Raw genomic sequence first — 21,614 nt, forward strand, 5'->3', positions numbered from 1 at the left:
TAACAAGACCTGTTGTCCTTGCATCAACGGTTTTAGGATCTCAATTCTTTATCCAGCTTCAGTGCTTTTGGAAAAAGAATGTTGTTCTCCAAATGAATGTGCTGGTGAAGATCTTCATCGAGGTCTTTTAATTTTTTGTACAGGAACTGGTAACTGTTGCAGGCATCTGCAGGCGGCGTGTAATTGTTGGACAGCTTTTGCATTTCGTCAAGAATATCACCGGCGGCTTCGTGGTCTACTTCCATGATGCGGATTGGATCGGTGAGCGAAGGCTGGCTGTTCAACGCTTCCAGGCTTCCGCTGCGCTTTGCCTGAACCAACGCTTTAATGAAAGGAAACACCACTTTTTCTTCGCGCAGGAAATGCGTGTCGAGTTCCTGAACCAATTGTCCGAACAAGGAATACATGTACTTCAGTTCGGGATGATTGTCGCCGTGATGCTGCGTTACTTTCGTGATCAAACCTTTCAGTACCGGCAACTCGTTGTAATAGTAAAGATGATGCTGGTTGTAAATGTAGTCGGCCAGAAAATCAAGTTGCCAGCGGTTGTAATCGTTGGCCGAAGAAACGGGCTGCGTTGGGTTTTCCAGTTCGGCTTCCACAATCTCCACGTCCAGACCTTTTTCTTCGCAAACCTGCTTCAAGGATTTTTTTCCGCCGCAGCAAAAATCAATGCCGTATTTTTTAAACACTTCGGCTTTGCGAATGTCCTTGGCGGCAATTTCGCCAACGGTTTCGCCGTTTTGCAAATCGTTCTTTTTAATTTGAACACGCCACCACTGCGGTCCTTGTTCAATGTATGACCAGGTAAAAATATTTCCTCTTTCCCCTAGCAATTGATAGTACAAAGGCTTCGGGTCGTGGTCATTTAAAATCTCAAAGGCTTCACCTTCTTTTAAAGCATCAAAATGCTTGAAGATGGTTGGGTGCTTTAGGCGCGGCTCAATCAGCGTTACGTTCAAAACAAACAAATCCGTTTGAGCTTCTTCCTTTTTTTCGTTCACCGCCTGGCCGGGTTTCGTTTCTCCGGCGGTTTTTTTAATTTCCACCTTCCAAACTTCCGGTCCGTCTTCTACTTTTTTCCATTCAAAGATTTCGCCTTTCTCGGCTTTCATCTCGTAATACAGCGGAATGGGATCGTGATCGTTTATCAACAAAAAAGCTTCGCCGCTTTTTAAGTCGTCAAATTTCTTTAAGATGGTGGGATGCTTTAAGGCAGGTTGCAGTGAGGGAACAAATAAACTCTCCATGGTTAAAATCATTTAAAGAATAAAAGTATTTGAATGCTTTTATTCAAAACCTGATTTTAATCAGATGGAATCCTTTTTCACTTTTTCGTTCGGAAGAAAATTGTGTGAAGCCTTGGTTTAATCGGCAACAAACACGCCGGCCGCACCCATTTCTGCATTGGCAAAGGAGTGGTCAACGAAGGTGTATCGCCCTTTTTCAGGCAGCACAAATTCCATGATGGCACCCTGCGCCGGACCGACCAGCACCGCTTGCATTCCCACAAATTGGTTGGCGGGATTGCCGTCCAGCCAAACCTTGTCAAAAATGGTTCCGATGACGTGAAAGCTGGAAATGTTGTTGGGGCCAACGTTCAAAAAATAAAGCCGGATGCGTTCGCCTGCTTTTACGTGAATGGGTTTAATGATGTATTGCCCAACCTTGCCGTTGAAGGCCATAAAATTGGGTTGTTTTTTCAGGGCAATTGACGTGTCGGGAGCGTATCTGTCGCCCTGTTGTTTTAAATAATATTCATTTTGAACAATGGCAAACTCACGATCAACTTTTCCGGGAAAGCCGCCGCCCGGTTCAACGATAACCATGCCCACCATGCCGGAAATCATGTGCAGTAAAACCATGGGCGTACCGCAGTGGTACATAAAGACGCCGGGATAATTGGCCGTCCAGGTGAAGTGGATGGTTTCGCCCGGAGAAATGCTCCGGTACTTGTCTTCGGGGTTAACCATCGCCGCGTGAAAGTCTATCGAATGCGGCATGGGCTGCATGTTCATCGCCATGTTCATGCCTTTCATTGACGAATCGTTCGACCGGTCCGTCATCGAAAATTTTACGGTTTGTCCAACCTTTACTCTTAAGATAGGCCCGGGAAGCGAGTCGCCGAAAAGCCAGCCGGTAAATGAAATTCCTTTTTTGACTTCGAAGAGTTTGTGGTCAACATCAAACTTTACCTCAACGGTATCGCCGCTTTGCAAAGCCGGAACGTTTGGCGCATAGGCAAGCGGGCCTTTTTGTGTTTCTATATTTGGGCTTGTGGTGACCGTTGCTTTTGGCGAACCCAACACTTTTTTCGAATCGCTTTCGGAGGTGCCGTTTTGCTTGCAGGAAAAAAACAAAAAGCCTGCGCAGCTTAGAAATGTTAGAACACGCATGTTTGATTTTGTATAAAATTATGCCATTGGGCCAATCTTCTCTTGAAGAAGATATTGGTGACACAGGAATCTTTAGAAAAGCGAAAGCCGGTTCGTACACAAAAACCGGCTTCAACAAAAGGTATGTTCAGAAAAAAAGCGCAGTAAAGTTCAGCGCAGCAAAAGCGATGGATGATTTTGCAGTTGCTTGCGCAGGTGCGAAAGTCCGTAGCGCATTCGTCCGAGTGATGTGTTTACGCTGGTGTTCATCAGCGCCGCAATTTCTTTAAAGCTTAATTCTTCAAAGTAGCGGTAGTAAACTACTTTCTTTTGGTCTTCGGGCAGGCGGTTGATGAAAACATTCAGGTGGCGTTGCTGTTGCGTTTCTATGAGGGCTGTTTCGGCGGTGCAAAACGTAGTGGTGCAAAAAAGTTTGTCGTTAAACATTTGCTGCGACGCGTTTCCCTGTGGGCCTTTTCGCAGATAATCCATGCACAGATTGCGGGCAATGCGCAAGGCCCAGGGCAAAAACTTTCCCTGCTCGTTGTACTTTCCGCGTTTAAGCGATGTGTAAATTTTCAGAAAAGCATCTTGCGTCAGGTCTTCGGTTTCGAGCCTGTCTTTTATGTAATGCAGAATCACGTTGCGCACATCATCTTTATAACGGGCAAACAATACTTCAAAAGCCTTTTCGCAGCCTTGGCTAAAAGATTGAATCAATTCGTTGTCGGTCAAGCTTGCTAATCTTCTCATGGTACTTTTTGCGTTTAAATAAAAAGAAGATGCTGCTGCAGAAGTCACCGTTGGGTTAAACGGTTATAAATTTTTTAGATTGGAAATTCCTTAACAAAATCAGATAATGCCATTAATTGAAAACTTGTCGAACAAAACAAAGCGGACGACGGCCAGCAACAAATCGGCCGTAAAAAGAAGATCGTCTTTCATCGGTTTTTGTTTTAGAATGATTTTTCTAAAGTTTTATCCGCACGCCGGTTTCCACACTCAAAAAGTTTTGATAGGATTTGACCGGTGTTTCCTTGTTGATGGGTGTTAATGCCAACCTTGCGGTGGGTTTTATGCCAACCGAGAGTTTTTTGCCCAGGCTGTATTCGATGCCCAGGCCAAGATGTGCGTCAACGTAATTTGATTTAAGCCCGGTGATGGATGCGCTTGTGCTTTCACTTCCGTTTGTGTTGGACAAACCTGTTTTTGTTTTCCCGCTGGTTAAAAAATTTAGTCCTGCACCAATGCCTGGAGACAAGGAAAATTTGCCCATTGCAAGACGATAGCTCAAAGCCACCGGAACGCTTACGTACGTGAGTTTTGAAACCGTGCCCGATGTTTTGGCGCTGCTGTCGCCAAGCGTGGGTTGCACGCTTCCTTTCGGAGAAATGTAAACGTCACCCGAAGAGCAATGCAACTCGTAACGCGTACGACCGCTTGCATCGGGCTTTGCATAAACAGTCATGGGAGCAATGGTGGTGGCGGAAGACGTAACGCTGATGCCCGATTGCAGCCGCAGGTTTTTTGTAAGATCGTAACCAAGCAACAGGCCCGCGCTAAACGAAAAGCTTTTTTGTTCCTGCTTGTGCGCTTCCAGGCGATTTCGTCCCGGTCCCGCAAGATGATCATCGTCTTCTAAACGATCGAAGCCGATGTTGGGCGCTGCAAATACTGAAAGAGAGAAACCCTGCGGCCCTTTTGCTTTGTTTTTAGAGGCAACGGTTTTTGGTGGCAAGATGGATTGATCGTTTGCTTGCAAAGCTTTAAGATCAATTGTCGGCGTTGCGTAATCTCTGTTTCTTAGCGGCAAGCGTGAGGTAGATGGCGAAGCATCCTGCGGCAAATTATTTTGTGCCGGGAAAGATTTATTGCGCAGCGGCTGGTTGCCTTTTGAAGCAACTGATTGATTGATTATTGATAGCTTGTTCTCTTGTTGTTTGTTGTTTGCTGGCTCAATGCCTGCTGTCGTAATTGGTACCCGCAAGCGTTTAGAAAGTAAAATTTGATTTTTTGTTGTTGCCGCAACTTCGGTTGACTGGTTGTTTTCTACCGGCTGCGCCGCAGTTGCCTTCGGTGCCGGAGAAGGAACGAGGGCTGAACTAGAAACGGTATCGCTTGTTACTGTTTTCTCTTTTTCTCGTTTACCGTTGTTGGTTGGTTGGCTTTCTTCGTTTGCTGCGGACGACTCCGGGTTTCCATTCTCTGTTGAACGTCCTGTTGTTTTTGTTGTCTGTACCTGTTTCTTGTGTGCGGAAGAATTCGTTTCTCTGCCCGGCGATTCTTTGTAAATAATGTAAACGCCTCCCAAAAAACAGAGCAGCAGTAAAAGCACGGAGGCCCTTTTAACCCGGTAATATTTATGCTTGTAATACGATGCCTGCTTTTTGTCAAGATCGTTGCTTATAGCCTCCCACACCGATGGCGGCACGTCCTCCTCGTGTCCTTCGATGCCCTTCCTGAACAAATCATCTATATTGTGTAAATCATCGTTCATAGGCTCTTTTGTTTCGGGTTAGACAAGTGATTATTTTTTTTTATTTTTTCTTTCAGCCATTGCCTCGCATCATACAAATTCGATTTTGACGTGCCCTCCGAAATGTTCAGCGCTTCCGCAATTTCCTTGTGCTTGTAGCCTTCAAACACGTACAGGTTGAACACCGTTCGGTAAACAAAGGGCAAAGCCTGCACAAGTGCCAACAGTTCTTTTGCGGTCAGGCTGCTTTCAATGTTTTCGTGGTCTTTCACGTCGTGGCCGCTGCTGTCAACCGAAAGTACGGCGTGCAGTGCTGGCCGGCTGCGCAGGCGCTGCAGCGCAGTGGTTACCATCACGCGGCGTATCCAGCCTTCCAGTGAACCTTCATTGCGGTATTGGTGCAGCGAGGAGAAAACCTTAATGAAGCCTTCCTGTAAAATTTCTTCGGCCTCGTGCCGGTCTTTGCCGTACCGAAGGCAAACGGTAAACATGCGGGGCGCAAAGCTGCGATACAGTTCGTTTTGCGACGAACGGTCTCCCGAAAGGCAAGCTTGTATAAGCGGTTGATGATGTATGCTAAACCGGTTTTGTGCGTTGGATAGATGCAGGCTGAAAAAGTTTGGTTGGGTGAAGCAAAAAAAAAATTTGCTTCACCCAACGCGTTGGTCTTGTTCTGCATCCTGGGATAATCATGCTTGTTAAAACTATGTCTCTGCTGACCGCAAACAAACGCTTTACGTGATTAGAATTCTTTAAGAAAACTTTCATTCAGTAGTTTCATAACACGGCCTTCGATTCTTCGAAGGCTTAGTTTTTATGCGGTTAAACAATTGCGTGGTTTTTATTCCTGTCTTCGAAACAAAAAAGGCTGCCTGTTCGGCAGCCTTGAAATTCCGTTTGTACTGATTCGTTAATGATTCACCAACAGTTTGGTGCTTTGGGTGCCTTCTGCGCCAATGATCTGAACATAATACAAACCTTCTGCAGGCGATTTCAGGTTAAAGTTTACCACTTGACCTTTACCTGTTACGTCAACGCTTCTTCTTTCCATCACGGCGCCGGTGCGGTTAATAATCCTGATTTCGACCTTGCCCGCTTTGTAATTGTTCAGTTGAACGGTAAAACTTCCCTTATTCGGATTGGGGTAAGCAAGAGCACCGCTGCCTTCAAGCATTGTTTCCTTGGTTACCAGCAGCTCGTTCCGGGACGACGCGATAACGAGGTCGCAGGAGCCTAAATGATCGCCGGGGTGCGTTAACAGATGATCCGGTACTGCATTTACGCTAATCGCAATCGTCTGCCCGTTGCCCATGTTACCAAGCGGCTTGTGACAGAGATAAACTTTGTTGCCGTTGCCCGGTACTCGTACATCATACACATGAATGGTAACGCTGCACGTGCTGTTGTAGCCGGCGGCATTTGTCACATTTACAGTAAATGTAAATGTGCCTGCAACGGTCGCAGTAAACACAGGGTTTGCTGTGTTATAGTTGCTAAGACCGGGGCCTCCGCTCCATGCATACGTGTAAGGCGCACCACAGGCAGGCGCATTCACGTTTAAGGTCAGGCTCTGTGGTCCATAACCAAGATAAAGATTCGTGGGCACGCCACCCGTGTAAACATTGTTTGATGGAACGGCGGTAATGCTGCAGGGATCTTTTGCAATGTTTAGAACGACAGGAACCGTTACGGACGGCGAATTGGCCGAGTTGTTTGTCACCGTAACGCTGCAATTGTAAGTGGCGCCACACAACAAACCTGTTGCATCTACAGCAACCGTTACAGGTGTCGAGCTGCCCGCAGTTGTTGTGCCTGCAGCCGGCGTTATGGACGTTATCCACGAACAAGCAATGGGCTGCGAGAAACTTACCGCAAGGTTGTTGTGTATAAAGGCTTGGTTGAAAGCCACCTGAACCCCGGTAACACCCGTTGCGTCTTCTATACCAACCGTTGCGCTGTTCAGTGTTCCCTGCATATCAAGATACTGGTACAGGATTGTTCCGTCCGAATTTAGAATCACCTCAAAGGTTGTAGGCGGTTGCAAAGGATTACCAAAGCGGCGGATGTTGGTGTATTGAACAATGAACTGGGTGGGTGAAGAACGGTAATGAACCGTGCCGCCTCTTGTCGGATCCAGGTCATCCCAGAACGGAGCAATAAGATCGTTTGGCTGGCTGGCGTTTGGAATTGTCGTATTGCTAAACGCATTATCCGTGCTGCCAAAGGTCAGGTAGCCGTTTGAAGCAATAACGATCTTGTTTTTGAATTGTCCGAAGAAGGGAAAATTAAACGGCAGCGGAACTTCAACGCCGTTGTCATCTCCAAGCGATAGGCCATCCTCATCATTTTCACCGACTTCCTTTTCGTCTTCTCCTTCCGTTGCTTCCTGACGGTCAACCGGAGTCAACAACGTTCCGTCACTGCGGATATCAATCCAATTAAACACGGGACCTCCCGACATGTCGCTCGTTTTGAATTGATACGCGCCACTTGCGGTTGTCCAGAACAGAGTTTGCGAACCGGCGGGTGCAATGTTGGAAATGTTGAGCACCCCCGAACCCGTTGTGGGCGATGGCAGGTTAATAACCAACGGAGAAGGCGTCACTTTAATAATTGGCGGGCATGAAATGGTAAGCGTAAAGTTGCCTTTGCTGGTACCGCCACCGTGTACGAGAATATAATAATCAGTGCCGCTTGTCGTATTCCATGTAACCGCTGCAAGTTGGCCGCAAGCATTGTCGTTTGCGGTCACGCAAGTCAACGAACCGCAAGTTCCACTGTAAACCGAAAGTTTCGTGTCGAAGAAGGTGCCGGTACATGTTGAAGCGGTTACAGGATAGCCCGTACCCGTTATCTTGTACCAAACGCCCGGTGCTGTAATGCTCACACCGTTGCAGGTTGGCGCTGCGTCAAGCGCAGCAAACGATGTGTTTCCTGCAACCGATGAACCGCAACCGACCGTGACGGCATTTATGCAATCATCGTTTGGTGGTGGCGGAACGCCGTTGCCCTGGAGATTCACAGTAACCGTTGGCGTGTTGTCGGCGTTGCTGTTGATGGTAAAGCTGGCTGTTTTTGGCCCTGCACTCGAAGGTGTAAAGGACACGTTGAAAGAGACGCTTCCCAGCGATGGGATAACTGCCGGCAAAGGCGGAAGTCCGCTTAGTGCAAAATCACCACCCGGACTGCTGATGGAATTTACCGTCAGGGGTTGGTCGCCCGTATTGGAAACGGTAACTGCAAACGGACCAGCCGTATGTCCAACCGCCACATCGCCAAAGTCAATACTTGTCGGGCTTACAAAAATGATTTTGCCCGGCGTCGTACTCGGCGAAAAGATCTTGTCGTAATAGACATTCGGGTCTTTGCGCGGTGCGCCTCCGGCCAGGTCATCGCGGTTGTCAGACCATACGACGTGAAAATAATTTCCGGCAGCAACCGCTACGTTATAATCACCCATGTAAACGGAATTAATGACCGCATCTCTTCCAAATTCGGGAAGCGAAGGCACATCACTTACCGCGAAGCTTGGATCAAACGTCAAACTTGCACCGCTTATTCTTGCGATTCTTCCATAGTATTTGAAAAGGTTGTTGGATGCATCTTCCTGGCGGCTGTAATAAAAAACACCGAGTTGGCTTCCGTCCGGCATTACCGCAATTGTCGGCTGCCATTGGTCGGTTGTAGTGGCGTCGTCATTGACTTTTAGCGGAGCACTCCACGTTGCACCGCCGTCGGTAGATTGGGACAAGAATACATCAGCCTTGTCTGCACCTGCTCCTTTGTTGTCGTAGATTACGTATAGATTGCCGCTGACCGGGTTGACGGCTGCATGAGGAAACTCACTGCTCCGGAACCCAGAAGGCGTTGACGTTCCCTGCCTGATTCCTGTAAGACCAAGATCGCCATTGGTGCCGCCAATCAATCCCGAAGCGACAACAACCGTTGCTCCAAAAGTTATCCCCTGATCCGTTGATTTGCGGACTTTAATTTGTTTCGTTACCTGGTCAAAATAAAAGGCATACACCGCATGATCGGGTGCAATCACAACGTATGCGCCTTGTACGTTGCCGGCGGCTCCGCTGGCGATGAGTGTGCCGCCTGATGGGCCAAACGTAAGGCCATTGTCTGTGGAGCGGTACAGGTAAATGCCGTTTCCAGACCCAAAATTTCTGGCCAGCAAATAAACGTTTCCATTGCCGCCACCGGCGTTGTTATCTACCGCTATCCATTCCTTGTCTTCGGATGAACCGCCGGGTGTAGCGTTCACCGGGGAACTCCACGTAATACCGTTGTCATCGGAACGGAAAACCTGGATTATGTTTCCGTCGGTAAAGCCCAATGTGGCAAAATAAATTCTTCCGGTGGTGTTGTTTCGGGCCAATGCCGGATCGCCGGCATCGCCTCCTGCACTCGGAGGCAATACACCACCGTCGGTGAACGTTGCGCCGCCGTCGCTTGAGTAGGACCATCCGGTAAAATGGTTGGCACTGCCTGCATTTGAACCGGCATCGTTAAACCCGATGACGACGTTGTTGCCAAAAGCGAGAATTGACGTTTCGCTTTGGGTAAACTGCTGCGTGCCTGAAGCTCCGTTGTTGTTGTTTACCAACAAATCGGTGCCGCCAGCTAGTGTTCGGCTTGTGGCCGCCGGCTGTACAACTTTTTGTGCTTTACTCTGCCCTTGCACTTTGGCCGTGGCGCTGGCACGAGCCTGGTCGGTTATCACCGGTAGCTTTCCTTGTGCAAGAAGGGTGGCCGTTGAAAGAACGGTGAGCAATAGTGGAATAAGTCTTCGTAGAACTTTTCTTCTCATGGCGATTGTTTTTTTGTGGTGAATTGATTTATGGGATAAAACGTTCTGCAAGCAATGCTCGTCTTCGCCGGGTAAGCGTAATGCGGTGTTCAATCAACAGAAAGCAATTTTAAAAAAGGGAATACGCAAGGTCAAAGTGCAGGGCACTCCCGTGTTTGCATAGCGACAGAAAAAGACGATGTTTTTTCGGTTTAGCGGCTGAATTCAGGAGGAGGCAGAAATGGTTAAACGAGGAAATTGTACCTTCAAGTTAAGCCATTTTATTATCCGCTGAATTATTTGTTTTCACGTCAATACAAAAAGTGCGGACGCTTGAGCAATACAGCATAATTGCTGATTGAAAAAACTTGCTTCTTAAAAATCAATGTCATGAAAAGCATTCAACAAACAGCGGCGGAGGCGGTGATCTTTTTGAGTCTTTTTGGCGCTTCGTGCGAAAAGACGGCCAGCAGTTCCGCTTCGCTGAAAGACGCCGTAATCACCGGCTTTGACCAGCGTGCCTGTCCTTGCTGTGGCGGATTGATGATCAACTTCAGCGGCGAAACGCAGCCTTATACCGGAACCTTTTATTTGGTTGATAACGACCCCGCCGAATTTAAAATCAGTACGGCTTCTGCCTTTCCCATCGCCGTTCGTGTGCAATATTCTGCGCTGGATAAATGTTTCGGAAAATACGTTCGCATTTCAAAACTTGAGCGTAAGTAAAGCACGAAAGCCAACGGCGCTTCTTTTTCTCGTCAGGATGCCACAGGACGCACGGCCGTTTGTTATCGTCTAACATAGCCTCTATTTCTCGCTGTATGAACAAAGGTTTTCTTCTTCTTCTTTTTTTGGGTGTTACCGCCTCCATGCACGCACAAAAATTTTCTTCCGTTGACAACGAATTTCGTTTTGCAACGGCGAGCAAGGAACTGCGACTTCAATTTTGTACGTCTTCCATGTTCCGTGTGAGAAGCTCGTGGAATAAAAAGTTTGAAGGAGCCGAACCCTGGATGGTGGTGAAATACAACTGGCCTTCCGTTTCGGTAAAGGCAACCGAAGCCACCGGTTTTTTTCAATTGCAAACTGCCGATCTTACCATAAAAATTTACAAGCCTTCGTTGGCCGTTGACGTTTGGAACAAAGAAGGAAAGCTTCTTTCATCAGAAAACAGCATCAAAGGCGGCGTAACCAAAAGCGGCGACGCGGTTCAATGTTCAAAACAACTTGCTGCCGACGAACATTTTTTTGGCTTTGGCGAACGCATGGATTTTCTGGACCGCCGCGGCAAGAAGCTTCGGTTAAACGTGGGCCGCGGCAGCGGGCTTCCGCACATCATCGGCGCTTACAATATTCTTGAGGCCAACTATTGTCCTGTTCCTTTTTTCATGAGCACGAGCGGTTATGGCATTTTTTTTCACAATGCTTTTCCTACGCAATGGGACATGGGCAGCAAACAAAAAGACGCGTACTCGTTTTCTGCCGCAGGTGGCGAGATGGATTATTATTTTATTTACGGGCCAAAGTTTGGAAACATTTTAAACCAATACACATCGCTCACGGGCAAAGCGCCGCTGATGCCAAAGTTTGCTTACGGGCTGCACATGGGTACGTATGCAGGAGGCACATGGGGTTACGAACAATACACATCCGATGCCTACGTGATTGCGCTGGCAAGAAAACTTCGCGACATGGGCATTCCGGTGGACTTGCTTTGGCTTGATTCTACCTGGCGAATTTTTGGCGAAGTAGGCGGCAAGGGCGCAACGTCTTTTGAATGGAGGGAAACCTTCAAAAATCCAAAAGCGATGTTTGATAGCCTGTATGCCATGAATTATAAAATGGTTGGTCTTCATCTTCGTCCGCGTTTCGACAACGGCAAAACCATCAAGCTTTTAGACACGGCGCAAGGCTTAAAATACACTTATCCAGAAGGAAATTATGCCGGTGAATTTGTGAACTTCTTTGATTCATCGTCGGTTGATTTTTGGTGGAAGCACGGTGTGCAACGCGTGGCAAACATCGGTGCGAAATTTTTAAAAACAGACGAAGGCAGCGCCTTTGGCGGCCTTGCAAACGAAAGCGATAAAACAGGGCCACAAGGAAAAGACATTCCGGAACTGCACAATCTATTTCCCATTGCTTATGCCAAAGCGCCGTACGAAAAGTTTCAACAATACAACGGCATTCGCGGGTTGAATCAAACACGAGAAGGTTATGCGGGCATCCAGCGTTATCCCTACATTTTTGCCGGCGACTGGCCAAGCGAGTGGCAATATTTTGCACCGGTCATCAAAGCCGGTTTGAACATTGGTTTGTCGGGTGTAGGCAACTGGGCGCATTGCGCAGGCGGCTTTGAGCACGTGGCCGACCCGGAGCTTTATATCCGCTGGATTCAGTTTGGTATGTTCAGTCCTGTGGCACTTGTTTTCGGCATGGATCATCCGGGCTACAAAGAACCCTGGGCTTACGGCGAAGACGCTTTGCGCAATTTTAAAAAATACGATTCGCTGCGTTATCAATCGTTGCCTTACATCTATTCGAATGCGCATAAAATGTACGAAACCGGCGAACCATTGATGAAGGCTTTGGTATTCGATTACCAGGATGATGAAAACGTTTACGAGATTGGCGATCAGTATTTGTTTGGAAGGGATTTGATGGTTTGTCCGGTTACCACAAAAGGCGCACAAACACGAACGGTTTATTTGCCAGAAGGTGATTGGTTTGATTACTGGACCGGAAAAAAATACAGCGGCAAGCGGTACGTAAACGTGGTAACGCCGCTTGATACAATGCCGGTGTTTGCAAAAGCCGGCGCCATTGTTCCAACACAACCTGCTATGAAATTTGTAGGAGAGAAGCCGGTTGACGTCATCACAGTGGACGTATTTCCCGGCAAGTCATCTTCCTTTGATTTGTACGAAGACGACAACAAAAGTTTATCCTATCAACAAAATGATTTTTGCAACACAACCATCTTTATCAACGCAGATGCGTCTCAAATTAGAATTTCAAAACCGCAGGGTAAGTTTCTTCCCGCCAAACATTCTTACCTGCTAAAACTGCACGCTTTAAACAAACCGAAAAATGTTTTGGAAAACGGCGTGGCGCTGTCAGCAAACAATTGGTGGTTCAGCCAAGAAGAAGCGGTGCTTTACATCAAGCCAGCAAAAGACAACACACAGAACGTTGCGTTGACGTTGGTGCGCTGATTTATGCATAATGAGACGAAACAACCAAACAAGTTTTAAACGATATAGTACGTCTGCTGATTAGTTTTGCCGGCATGAGCGAAACCGTTCTGCGAAACGCAAGAAGAAAACAACGCTGGATCGTCATTGCCTTCTTTTTCTTTTCGGGCATTCTTGCCGCTACGTGGACTTCACGCATTCCGGATATACAACAAAAACTTGCGCTCAGCAACGCCGCATTGGGCACGGTACTGTTTTCAATTCCCGTTGGTTTGATAGCCGGTCTTTCCGTAGCCAGTTGGCTGGTCGCAACTTTCGGCGCAAAAAAGGTCATGATCGGCAGTTGCGTGTGCTGCGCACTAGCGCTTGCGGCAGCGGGCTTTTCTGCCACGCGGTTCCTGCTTATGCCGGCCTTGTTTTTCTTTGGCGCCTGTCGCACGGTTTTAAATCTTTCTTCCAATGCCGGCGCCATTGAGGTGCAACAGTTATACGACCGGCCCATCATATCTGGTTTTCACGGCATTTGGAGCGGCGCTTGTTTTCTCGCAGCGGGCCTGAGCACCGGCTTGATTCTTCTTGATGTAAAACCTGCGTTTCAATTTTTATCCGTTGCGATTCTTCTTGCGTTGGTGGCCCTCTTGTTTTACCGCAGAGATTTGAATAACAATTTAAGCAACGAGAAGCGTCCCTTTTTTGTAAAGCCCGATGCTTATCTTTTTTTGCTTGGCCTGATGGCTTTGTGTTCAATGTTGGCCGAAGGAGCCATGTTTGACTGGAGCGTGAATTATTTTGAGAAAGTGATCAAGGCAGAAAAAACCTTCCGTACCACCGGCTACTTATCCTTTGTGATAACAATGGCTTTTGGACGGCTTGTCGGCGACAGCCTTGTTCACCGCTTTGGCATTTACCGCATGTTGATAATTAACGGCGCCATGATGGCGATAGGCTTTCTTTTCGTTGCGGCCTTTCCCTTTGTACTGCCGGCTGCCTTTGGCTGTTTGTTGGTTGGCGCCGGCGATTCAATCTTGGTGCCGGTTGTTTACCTGCTTGCGTCAAGATCAAAAAAGATGACGCCTAACTATGCTATTTCTTCTGTCACCTTAATTGGCTACACCGGTTTTTTAATCGGCCCGTTGTTGATTGGAAATGTTTCGCAGCGGGTAGGCATGGGCACGGCTTTTTACATTTTAAGTATTGTTAGTCTCTTCATTATCTTCTTGACAATGCGGGTAAAGAAGATGGGTTAACGGTTGCTGATTTTTAATCATCATGTCTTGAAAGGCTTTGTGAGCTTCTTGCGAAAGGCGGCTCCGTTTTCCATCCTGCCAATTGCTTGTTGCATATTGTCCGTTTATATCATACACTCATCTCCTTTAATTCATAGTTGGAAATCGAATTTTTATAACTCGGTTTTTTAGCCTCCACGGGCATACCGCGAATGAGATTTATTTGTTGTCTGTGCTTGATTGAGCACACAATCCAACAGCCAACAATGCTTTATGGTTATGCTTTTTTCCCATACGCAAATTATTCACTGCTTACAATTCCGGCATTCAAACAAACAGATATGAAAAAACTAAGACTACTTCTTCTTTTTGGACTTTTGTGCACTGCGCATTTGCTGCACGCACAAGGCCGAGCGGTTAGCGGAACGGTTACGGACAGTTTGGGCATCAAGATGCCGAACGTATCGGTACAGGTTAAGAATTCACGCGTCGGGACAAAGACAAACGACCAGGGTGCATTTACGCTGCAATTGCCGGCCAACAATTCAACGCTGGTCATTTCAAGCGTTGGCTATGAAACAGAACAAATTACCGCGCCGGCTTCGGGCAATCTGCTCGTAACATTAAAGCCAAACCGGCAAAACTTGCAGGAAGTAGTCGTAACGGCACTGGGCATAACCAAAGAACGGCGGTCGCTGGGCTATGCTACGCAAACGGTGAAAACCGAAGCCATTGTTGACAAAGGAGAAACAAGTTTGTTGAATGCCTTGCAAGGCAAACTTGCCGGTGCGGACATTGTTGGTTCCAGCGGTGCGGCCGGTGCTTCTACCAGCATTATCCTTCGCGGCATTACTTCGTTCACCGGCAATCAGTCGCCGCTGTTTGTTGTGGACGGCATTCCCATCAGCGATGCAACCGACGAATCAACCATCAGTCTTTATACCAACCAAAGCTCGAACCGGTCTTCTGATTTAAACGTGAACAACATTGAAAGCGTGAACGTGTTGCAAGGCCCAGCGGCTGCTGCTTTATACGGTTCGCGGGCCGCACACGGCGCCATCATGATTACGACAAAAAAAGGCAGTGGAAGACGCGGCGTGCTTGACGTTACCTTCAACAGTTCATACAGCCAACAACGGGTGTACGGTTTTCCCGAACTGCAAAACAAATACGGACAGGGAACAAACGGCGTGTTTAACCCAACCACCACATTTTCGTTAGGGCCTGCTTTCGGCAGCACGCCAAACTTGTTTAATGGCCTCATTGCTCCGCCAAACACGACGTATTACGTAAACGGTGCGTTTTATACGGCCGGCCAAACAGTGCCGTTTCAAGCTTACCCGGATAACATTCTCGGCTACTTCAAGCAAGGACAAATTTTTGAAAACAACCTTACCATCAACACCGGCGACAACCGCAACAACTTTGGCGCAACAATTGGCAATTCGCAACAAGACGGCATCTTGCCCAATTCATCGTTCAAGAAAACAAACGTTGGCTTCAACATTTCAAATTACCTCACCGACAAGTTGAGTGTAAAAGCCAGTGTTACCTATTTTGCTACGGTACAACAAGGCCCTACGCAAGGTTCAAACGGAAGCTATAGTGCGTACGCAAACGTGTATCGCATTCCGCGCAGCGTGGACTTTAATTATTACAAAAACAATTACACCACACCCGGCGGTTACAACAACTGGTTTATTCCAAACATTTACAACCCGGGCATACAGGATTCTTCTGCGGGTGCGGCGGGCGACAATCCCTATTTTGCCGCGTATAAAAACCCCATTCGCAGCAACATATCAAGGGTGTTGGGAAACGTAACGCTCGGCTACGACATCCGCTCCTGGCTCAACGTGAGTTACCGCGTCGGGCTTGATACGTATACCGACAGACGGAAACGCAGCATCGCCATCGGTTCGTCGCAAGTGGTAAGAAGCGTCTTTACCAATACGTCCGGCACAACTACCGGCGGCATCATGGAAGACGTTTATTACCGTAACGAATTGAACGGCGACCTAATGATCACCGCCAAAAAGAACGACATCTTTTTACATGGCTTGAACGCGAATCTTTTGTTGGGTCATGGAATTAACCAACAAAAGTTTCAGCAGGTAGATCAAACCGGTTACGGTTTAGCCATTCCCAATTATTACAACATCAGCAACGCCTCAAACCTTAGCCTGACGAATGAGTACGAGTACACAAAAAGACTTTGGGGTATTTATGGATCGCTTTCGCTGGCGTACAACAATTACCTGTTTCTTGAACTCACCGGAAGGCAAGACCATTCGTCAACATTGCCCGCGGCGAAGAACGCTTTCTTCTATCCTTCGGCTTCGCTTTCGTTTGTGTTGACCGATGCCTTGAAGATGAACTCGAACGTTCTGTCTTTTGCAAAGGTGAGAGCGGCTTACGCAAGAGTGGGCATTGATCCGCCGGTTTATTCACTGGACAATGTTTATACAACCGGTTCGGCCGGAAACAACGTCTCCTTCTATCAGTTTCCCTTCGGAAGTATATCGGGTTTCTCTATCAGCACTGCGTTGGGCAACAAAGGCCTCACGCCAGAGTTTACCAGTACATTGGATTTAGGCGTCAACATTGGTTTGTTTAAAAACCGTTTGAACATTGATGCCACGGTTTACAATTCAAAAAGCACCGACCAGATTGTGGCCGTTGCGCTGCCGGCATCCACCGGTTATTTGAACAAGTATCTGAACATAGGCGCGATGACCAACAAAGGGCTTGAATTAACGGTGAGCGGTACGCCAATTCGTTGGAAAGATTTTAGCTGGAACGTTTCGGGCAACTTCTCATTTAACCGAAACAAGGTGACAGCCATTGCACCGGGCGTTACGTCGTTTTCTTTTGGCGGCGTCGCGTTCAGCGGTTTGGCGCCTACCATTGCCGTTGGCGAACCGTACGGCATCATTCGCGGCAGCAAGTTTGTAACCAACGATGCAGGCCAACGTCTGGTTGATTCTACCACCGGCTATTATTTGAACTATAAAAGCGATCAAACGGTTTTGGATCCAAACCGTGACTGGATTGCGGGGTTGACCAATACGTTCAGCTACAAACATTTTACGTTCTCGGCGCTGGTTGATTATAAAAAAGGCGGCGAGTTTGAATCGTTCACTGTTTCAACGCTTCGTGCACTCGGTGCCTTGAAAGTAACCGAAGACCGGGACCAGCCTTTTGTTTTGCCCGGTGTAATTGACATGGGCAACGGCAAGTACCGCCCGAACAACATTCAAATCAACGGACAGAATTTTTACAACGTAGCCTTGGGCGGTTCTACGGGTTCAACTACGTCAAACGAGTTTGCGGTGTTTGACGCCACCACGTTCAGGGTGCGGGAAGTTTCCATCAGCTACGATCTTTCGGGACCATCCGTTAACACCAAAATCTTCAAGAACATCAGGTTAACAGTATTCGGTCGCAATCTTTATTTCTATGCGCCCAATTCGCCCATTGATCCTGAACTGAGCACACAAGGTGCATCGGGTGTGGGCTCGGGCACGGCTACCAGCGGCGGTCTTGTACGCGGCCTTGAACTGGGCAGTGCGCCCAACACCCGGAACATCGGCATCAGCCTGCGGGCAACGTTTTAATTCTTATCGCTAAAAAATTAACACATGAAAATTGCGTATAAATATCTTTTGCCGGCCTTCTTCCTTTTGGCTTTAGGCTCGTGCAAAAAATCTTTTCTTGATGTCAACACCAGTCCGAATTCACCGGTTGATGTACCGCCAAGAACCTTGTTGCCAAATGCCGAAGTGGCGCTGGGCTTTACCAACGGAAACGAGTTAGGAAAAGTAGCGGCCTTGCTCATGCAATACAACGCTGGCATTGCGGGCAGCCAGGCCGGTGCTTACGATCAATGGAATATCGGCAGCCTTGACAACCAGTGGAGCAACGAGCTTTATACAAATACGATCAACAACCTCGGCATCATTGTTCAAAAAACAGAAGGGACAAGCCCCGCTTATGCAGGCGTGGCAAAACTGCAACTGGCTTATGCTTTTTCCATGGCCACCGACCTTTGGGGCGATGTACCTTATTCGCAAGCGGCGCAAGGCCTTGATGAAAACGGCTTTTTAAAATACCCGCAGCCGCGTTTTGATGCGCAGCAGGACATTTACTTAGGCAACGCTTCGCTGGCCATCAAGAGCCTTTTTAATTTGGTGAGAGAAGGCATTGCCGACATCAATTCGCCATCTATTTTAAAACCCGCAAGCGATGACATTGTTTACAACGGCGACTTGTCGAAGTGGACAAGGCTTGGTTATTCCTTGCTGATGAAATTTGCGCTGCAGGTTTCCAACAAAGCGCCTGACACCACAAGAGCTGTGATCAACGACATTGTGACCAACAACCGGCCATTCATCAATGACGTTAACGGCACGCTCGATTTCAACGTGCCGTTCAGCAAGGCCAACCCCAATCCTTATTATTTGCAGGACATTGGCGGCACCATTCCGAACACGCAACTTCTGAGTACGCGGTTTTACAATCTGGAAAGAAACCTGAACGACACCATTCGCCTGTCCAAATTTTACAACCGGCCAACGGGTGTGTATGTAACCTATGATAACGGTTCGCCGTTCGCGGCGCCATTGCCCATCAGCAGCCGCTCTCAGTACGGTACTTACGTTCTGGGCGCTACCCGCAGCGGCGAGGCGCCGATACGTTTGGTGACAGCCTTTCGCAACTATTTTATTCTGGCAGAAGCGGCGCTGCGTTTCGGTGTAACCGGCGATGCCAATACGTATTATCAAAATGGCATTAAGGCTTCGATGATTTCAACGGGCATGACAGCAACCGAAATCAGCAACTACTTCGCGGCCAATCCAACCATTGTTACACTAACCGGCACAACCGATCAAAAGCTGCAGCAAATTATTTTGCAGAAATACATCGCTTCGGTAGGCAACGCCATTGAAAGTTATAACGATTATCGCCGCACGGGCTATCCCGTTTTGCAAGCTCCGACGGTTACGGCCGGCGACGATCCCAACATTTTCCCTTGGCGTTTTCCGTACACGGTGCAGGAAGGAACATCAAATCCAAATCAGCCAAACCCGCGGCCCAAAACCAACGTAAAGGTTTGGTGGCAGTGATAAAAATTGAATCATCAACAATGCATTGAATCATGAAGAAAACAACAATACTTGGCCTGCTGATTCTTATCTTCTTCAGCAGTTGCAAAAAAAACAGCACACTTGATTTTGCCACATCCGATGCGGCAAAACCTGCCGTGCCGGTAACGGTTTCAAATCTCTACGCTATGACCAACGGCGTGCCCACGGTGCAAACATCGCTTTCGGGTGGAGGCGTCATTAGCATAACGCTACAAATACCTGCGGGCAGTGGTCGAACCATCAAACAAATAACTAAAGTGGCACTGGCCTCGAACACTACAAGCTATACGGTAGTGCAAAATTCAACGGCCGCCTACAATGCAACGCCAATAAACGGTAGCGGCACATCGGTTACGTTTACAACCTCGCTTGCGGAGTTTACCGCTAAAACCGGCATTGCCGTAACAACAAGCGGCACGGCCACCAGTTTTTTGAGCCGCTACTTTTATTTTCTCATCACGCTTGACAACGGCGAGCAGGTTATTGCGGTGCCCGTGCGTGTGTACGTGAATGCTTGATTTATCAGCGGAAAGTACAAGAAAGGTTTCTACTTGTTTTAACCGGGCATTCATGCCTGGTTTTTTGTTACTGCGAGAGAAAAGAATACAAAAAAAGACAGGTAGTGGAAACTACCCGCCGGAATGCTTTTTTTAAAATTAAAGTTCTTTGGAGCAATGAGAACACTCCTCCGCACATGAGAATAAGCGCAAGTTCGACGTCTGTTTTTATAGTTTTTTTGGAAGAAGATTGAAGTAGAGATATTTCTTTCCGAAGCGTGAAAAGGCGCTGATGAGTAAAAAAGTTGTCCTTGCAAAAAGAACAGTTTTTACGCTTCGCACAAGGCCGATACCTGCGGCAGTGCTTTCGTTTTTCCTTTGCCGTTTGTCGAAAAGAAGAGACGGAAAACGCCGCATTCTTGCCATTCAAATAAATCGCTTCCTGCGCCGGTATAATAAACACGGTGCAGTGTACTTTGCCCGCATGTTGTGCGTTACTGAAGGGCAAGCGAACGAAACTTGCTTTGTGTGTAACCCTTGGCAGCAGACGTTCGTATTGTAAATGGGCGATTGGCAAAAGCCCGGTTTTTTGTTTTACCACCAAACATAACCAACGGCTACTCCTGTCGCATACCTCCAGTATTGGTTGTATGATAAAGGACAAATATTTTAAAAGCCTCCTCATCCCTTTTTTGGGATTAACCATACCGATGGCTGCCCGGCTTGTTGACTATTCGCAGTTGTCTCTTCGGCTCGTTTTCTTTACCGTCTTATACTTTATTCTTGTTTCGCAAATCATCTGGCACGGCGCCATCAAACTGCAAATTTGGCTTCGCACACGCAGCCGCCTGCGGCGCAACGTTGTGCAAAAGCTCTCCGTGATTTTGTTGATCAATCTTTTTTACAGCATGTTGGTTGCCGCACTTTCGTCTCTTCTCTGGCAGGCCATTGCCTTGCGCACCGTTGTCTGGAGTTCTGTTATTACCGCGGCCAGTATTACCGTGCTTGCGGTGGTAATTCTTACGCTTATTTACGAATCGCTTTTTTTGAGCGCCGAGATTGACGTAGATGCGAAAGTGATGCAGCAATTGGACAAAGAAAGACAGCAAGCCGAAACGAGTGTGCTGAAGAACGAACTCGATCCGCACTTCCTGTTCAATTGTTTAAATGCACTTTCTTACCTCGTACGAGCCGAACCGGAGAAGGCTTACCAGTTTGTACACAAGCTTTCTAACGTTTTCAAATACCTGCTGCTGAACAAGCAAAAGGATTTTGTTTCGGTGGAAGAAGAAATGGTTTATCTGGAAGACTATTATTTTTTGCTTCGCGTTCGGTTTGACGAGGGCGTGCAATTGCAAAAGAACGTAAACGGTGCGGCGGCAAAGGCGCTTATACTGCCGTGCACTTTGCAGGCTCTTGTTGAAAACGCCATTAAGCACAACTTCTTTTCCGAAAAAGAGCCCCTGGTTATTTCCATTGAAATGCACGACGAGTTCATCTCTGTCTCCAACCCGCTGCGGCCAAAATCTTGCAAAGAAACATCTACGCAAATTGGCCTGCAAAACCTGAAATCGCGTTATCAACTGGTGATGAACAAAAACATTCACGTGCAAAAAACCAGCGATTGTTTTCTGGTGAAAATTCCCTTCGCGCAAAAAAGCGATCTTAACGGCTTGCAATAATTTTCCGCTTCATCATTCGCCGTCTTCTTGCCATTCATCCGCCTCTCGTTTCTTCTTTACACTCTCTTAACATGCGAAGTAAATCCGCGATTTTTATAACTCGGAAGGCTTTCGTACTTGTTGAGCGGTAAAAAATAAACGTTCGTTATCTTTTTATTTTTTGTGATTTGATCAACTGTGTGTTCGTTGCTTACCGTTTGTGTGAATCTACTTTTCAATCCT

At 47.5% G+C, this 21,614-nt stretch carries 13 protein-coding genes; 7 read left to right on the top strand and 6 right to left on the bottom strand.

Features of this window, described 5'->3' with window-relative positions:
- Positions 1 to 32: 32 nt before the first annotated feature.
- From ric to FSB75_RS01315, 6 genes are all read right to left on the bottom strand, one after another.
- Positions 33 to 1,250, bottom strand: coding sequence for an iron-sulfur cluster repair di-iron protein (ric, locus tag FSB75_RS01290; protein ID WP_227990738.1), 1,218 nt, complete (start codon positions 1,248 to 1,250; stop codon positions 33 to 35).
- Positions 1,251 to 1,367: 117 nt separating this feature from the next.
- Complete coding sequence (locus FSB75_RS01295) at positions 1,368 to 2,396, bottom strand: multicopper oxidase domain-containing protein (protein ID WP_146781655.1); 1,029 nt, start codon at positions 2,394 to 2,396, stop codon at positions 1,368 to 1,370.
- Between the two features lie 150 nt (positions 2,397 to 2,546).
- Positions 2,547 to 3,128: an RNA polymerase sigma factor gene (locus FSB75_RS01300; RefSeq protein ID WP_146781657.1), complete on the bottom strand. Its 582-nt coding sequence runs from the start codon at positions 3,126 to 3,128 to the stop codon at positions 2,547 to 2,549.
- 217 nt (positions 3,129 to 3,345) lie between these two features.
- Positions 3,346 to 4,872 carry an outer membrane beta-barrel protein gene (locus tag FSB75_RS01305; RefSeq protein WP_146781659.1) on the bottom strand — a complete coding sequence of 509 codons (1,527 nt, stop codon included), beginning with the start codon at positions 4,870 to 4,872 and terminating at the stop codon, positions 3,346 to 3,348.
- Positions 4,869 to 5,459 carry an RNA polymerase sigma factor gene (locus FSB75_RS01310; RefSeq protein ID WP_317130414.1) on the bottom strand — a complete coding sequence of 197 codons (591 nt, stop codon included), beginning with the start codon at positions 5,457 to 5,459 and terminating at the stop codon, positions 4,869 to 4,871. Before FSB75_RS01310 ends, FSB75_RS01305 begins: the two co-directional genes overlap by 4 nt.
- A gap of 302 nt (positions 5,460 to 5,761) precedes the next feature.
- Positions 5,762 to 9,667 (bottom strand): choice-of-anchor D domain-containing protein, encoded by a 3,906-nt coding sequence (locus FSB75_RS01315; protein ID WP_146781663.1) that lies wholly within the window; start codon positions 9,665 to 9,667, stop codon positions 5,762 to 5,764.
- Positions 9,668 to 10,036: 369 nt separating this feature from the next.
- Here FSB75_RS01315 and FSB75_RS01320 point away from each other — a divergent pair, with 369 nt between their 5' ends.
- The 7 genes from FSB75_RS01320 to FSB75_RS01350 all read left to right on the top strand — a co-directional run bounded on the left by FSB75_RS01320 (position 10,037) and on the right by FSB75_RS01350 (position 21,392).
- The gene (locus FSB75_RS01320) at positions 10,037 to 10,372 is read left to right on the top strand and encodes a hypothetical protein (protein ID WP_146781665.1); all 336 of its coding nucleotides are present in this window, start codon (positions 10,037 to 10,039) and stop codon (positions 10,370 to 10,372) included.
- Between the two features lie 95 nt (positions 10,373 to 10,467).
- Positions 10,468 to 12,861, top strand: a complete 2,394-nt coding sequence (locus tag FSB75_RS01325; protein ID WP_146781667.1) for a glycoside hydrolase family 31 protein — start codon at positions 10,468 to 10,470, stop codon at positions 12,859 to 12,861.
- A gap of 74 nt (positions 12,862 to 12,935) precedes the next feature.
- Positions 12,936 to 14,087: an MFS transporter gene (locus FSB75_RS01330; protein ID WP_146781669.1), complete on the top strand. Its 1,152-nt coding sequence runs from the start codon at positions 12,936 to 12,938 to the stop codon at positions 14,085 to 14,087.
- Between the two features lie 320 nt (positions 14,088 to 14,407).
- On the top strand, positions 14,408 to 17,683 hold the full coding sequence (locus FSB75_RS01335; RefSeq protein ID WP_172623030.1) for a SusC/RagA family TonB-linked outer membrane protein: 3,276 nt from the start codon (positions 14,408 to 14,410) through the stop codon (positions 17,681 to 17,683).
- Between the two features lie 24 nt (positions 17,684 to 17,707).
- Entirely contained in the window at positions 17,708 to 19,192 is a 1,485-nt protein-coding gene (locus tag FSB75_RS01340) for a SusD/RagB family nutrient-binding outer membrane lipoprotein (RefSeq protein WP_146781673.1), read from the top strand.
- A gap of 32 nt (positions 19,193 to 19,224) precedes the next feature.
- The gene (locus tag FSB75_RS01345) at positions 19,225 to 19,731 is read left to right on the top strand and encodes a hypothetical protein (RefSeq protein WP_146781675.1); all 507 of its coding nucleotides are present in this window, start codon (positions 19,225 to 19,227) and stop codon (positions 19,729 to 19,731) included.
- Between the two features lie 629 nt (positions 19,732 to 20,360).
- Positions 20,361 to 21,392, top strand: coding sequence for a sensor histidine kinase (locus FSB75_RS01350; protein WP_146781676.1), 1,032 nt, complete (start codon positions 20,361 to 20,363; stop codon positions 21,390 to 21,392).
- Positions 21,393 to 21,614 lie beyond the last annotated feature (222 nt).

The sequence above is a fragment of the Flavisolibacter ginsenosidimutans genome (genome assembly GCF_007970805.1).
Lineage (GTDB): Bacteria > Bacteroidota > Bacteroidia > Chitinophagales > Chitinophagaceae > Flavisolibacter > Flavisolibacter ginsenosidimutans.